This window comes from Brevibacillus panacihumi, from assembly GCF_003710985.1.
Classification (GTDB): Bacteria; Bacillota; Bacilli; order Brevibacillales; family Brevibacillaceae; genus Brevibacillus; species Brevibacillus panacihumi.
This window is the reverse complement of sequence record NZ_RHHT01000069.1, coordinates 1-2,145: the sequence shown is the minus strand read 5'-3', so window position 1 is coordinate 2,145 and position 2,145 is coordinate 1. Positions and strand designations below refer to the sequence as shown.

The 2,145-nt window shown below is 47.3% G+C and carries 1 protein-coding gene and 1 pseudogene; both read right to left on the bottom strand.

Features of this window, described 5'->3' with window-relative positions; all coding sequences use genetic code 11:
• A pseudogene (locus EDM58_RS23155) lies at positions 1 to 113 on the bottom strand (cell wall hydrolase); the annotation flags it as partial.
• 88 nt (positions 114 to 201) lie between these two features.
• Positions 202 to 1,545, bottom strand: a complete 1,344-nt coding sequence (gene ltrA, locus EDM58_RS23150) for a group II intron reverse transcriptase/maturase (RefSeq protein ID WP_122915429.1) — start codon at positions 1,543 to 1,545, stop codon at positions 202 to 204.
• Positions 1,546 to 2,145 lie beyond the last annotated feature (600 nt).

The window sequence follows — 2,145 nt, the reverse complement described above, 5'->3', positions numbered from 1 at the left end:
TGGCCATCATCGATCGCTGTAAAAGCACGCGGCTCGAAGATAATGCTTTTTACCGTATTGGGGAACAGATTGGATTGCAGACGGTTCATAACGACTGCCGCTACTGCGACTGTAGAGTAGAGAACTGACGCTTTCTGGCGACCGTTTGGTCGCCTTACTCCTATCAGTTCCCCCTCATCAAACCGTACGTGAGGTTCTCCCTCATACGGCTTTCCGATGTTCTTCTTTCCTTGGCATTCGGTTATCGCGTACGGCAAGCTTCACAAGAATTCCTCTTGTAGCTTTTGCTATCTCTCTCATCCGCGCATGTCTCGCTTGTTTATTCCTTTTCTTGTTGTTAAAGAGCACAAGTCTTGTCAGAACATACCAGTCGATGCGACATAACCACTTAGCTGCTATGGGTGAAAGTGAGTAATAATTCTTGAAACCTTGAAGTTTTCGATTCAGCCCTTGTATCAGCTCGTCTAGTGACCAGTACAACTTGTTGCGCGGTTTGGTATACTCTTTGATTTTCCTTCTCATTTCCTTCATAGCCTTCTTGCTCGGAATGTGTGACATGACGTACATTTTCTTTCCACCCTTGAGAAGAATGGGAAATTTTCGATGGTGTAAACCAAGGAAGTCAAAGCCCGTCGTATTGTCCCAGATATTAACCAGTCGAGACTTTTCTTTACTAAGTGTAAGGTCCAGTTTGTTTAGTACCGCTTTTATGACTTGTATACTTTCCAAAGCGTCTTGTTTCGATCTACACATGATTACAAAATCATCCGCATATCGGATCAGCTTCCCAAGATGAGTGAATTGCTTCTCCCAAATCGTGTCCATGTAGTCCAAATAAATATTTGCCAACAGTGGAGAGATTACCCCTCCTTGCGGAGTGCCCCATTCGGTTTCATGAAACTGTACATCTTCCATGACGCCCGCACGGAGCCAGTTCCGAATCAGCTTTAGTATCCTGCGATCAGAAATCCTTTTTTCTACTAGCTTCATGAGCTTTTCCTGATTAATGTTGTCAAAGTATCCTTTGATGTCTACATCGACTACCCAGGAGGCCGTCCTGCTGGTTTTCTTGATTTGTGTAATCGCCTGGTGGGCATTTCGTTTGGGACGGAATCCGTATGAGCAATCTTTGAAATCGGCTTCAAAGATAGGCTCAATAACCATCTTGGTTGCCATCTGAACAACACGATCTCGGATGGTCGGGATACCAAGCGGTCTTTGTTTCCCATCCGCTTTCGGGATGTACGTGCGCCGCACAGGAGATGGATGATATTGCTTACCCTTCAGGTCGAGATAAATTTCGTTGAGAAATTTACTTTCCCCATACTCCTGAACGATTCTTTCAATTGTCTGTCCATCTATCCCGCCGCTACCTTTATTGGCTCGAACTCTACGCCACGCTTCCGCAAGAATATCTGGCCGGTACACTTTGTCATACAGAGCATGAAATCGCCGTTTTGGATTTTCCTTGGCACAAAGATATAGGGTTGTCCAAAGTTGTCGAGCTTTTACATTGGTGTAGTTAGCAAGTTTACTTGCATTCACTCACTCTTACCTCCTTTCAACCCAAGAACAAAGCAGGGTTCCTTCCCTCCACAAGGTTGTGTTGTCCTTATGTTCAACGGTACTATAAACCCCTCCGACTCCCTCTCTGCCGTCCACCCTTTCGCATGTGCTTATAGGCTTTCGCTTTACACCCCAACGGGGTGTGCAGAGTAGGGTCTCCCCAGTTCCGTTAACTACTTTCTCAGCGTACCGCTCCCCATACTCCGGGAGGTTCCTTGATGCTGTCTCCAAGTTCTACACATCGTCCATGGACTTCGCCTGCGGCCACCGGGCTCGTCTCCTCCTTGTCCATCCACTGATGGTCCCTTTAACGAAGCGGCAGGATTCACTTTATGTTACGGTCCGCTGATTTGCTCGCTCCCTTACGGGATACTTTGTCACAGGGCTTCAACCTTAGGATCTCTCCACCAGTTGCCTGTCAGCTACGAGGCGACTTGGCTCTTACCTCGGTTGGACTTTCACCAACTAGCAATTAACGGCTTGCTGGGCGCGCTGGCCGCTAAAAGCGTGTTCCGCCTTTTCCGTTCCGGCTTGGTCAAGATCCCAAATGCCTTCGCTTTTTTCCCCTTTTTCCTCGGG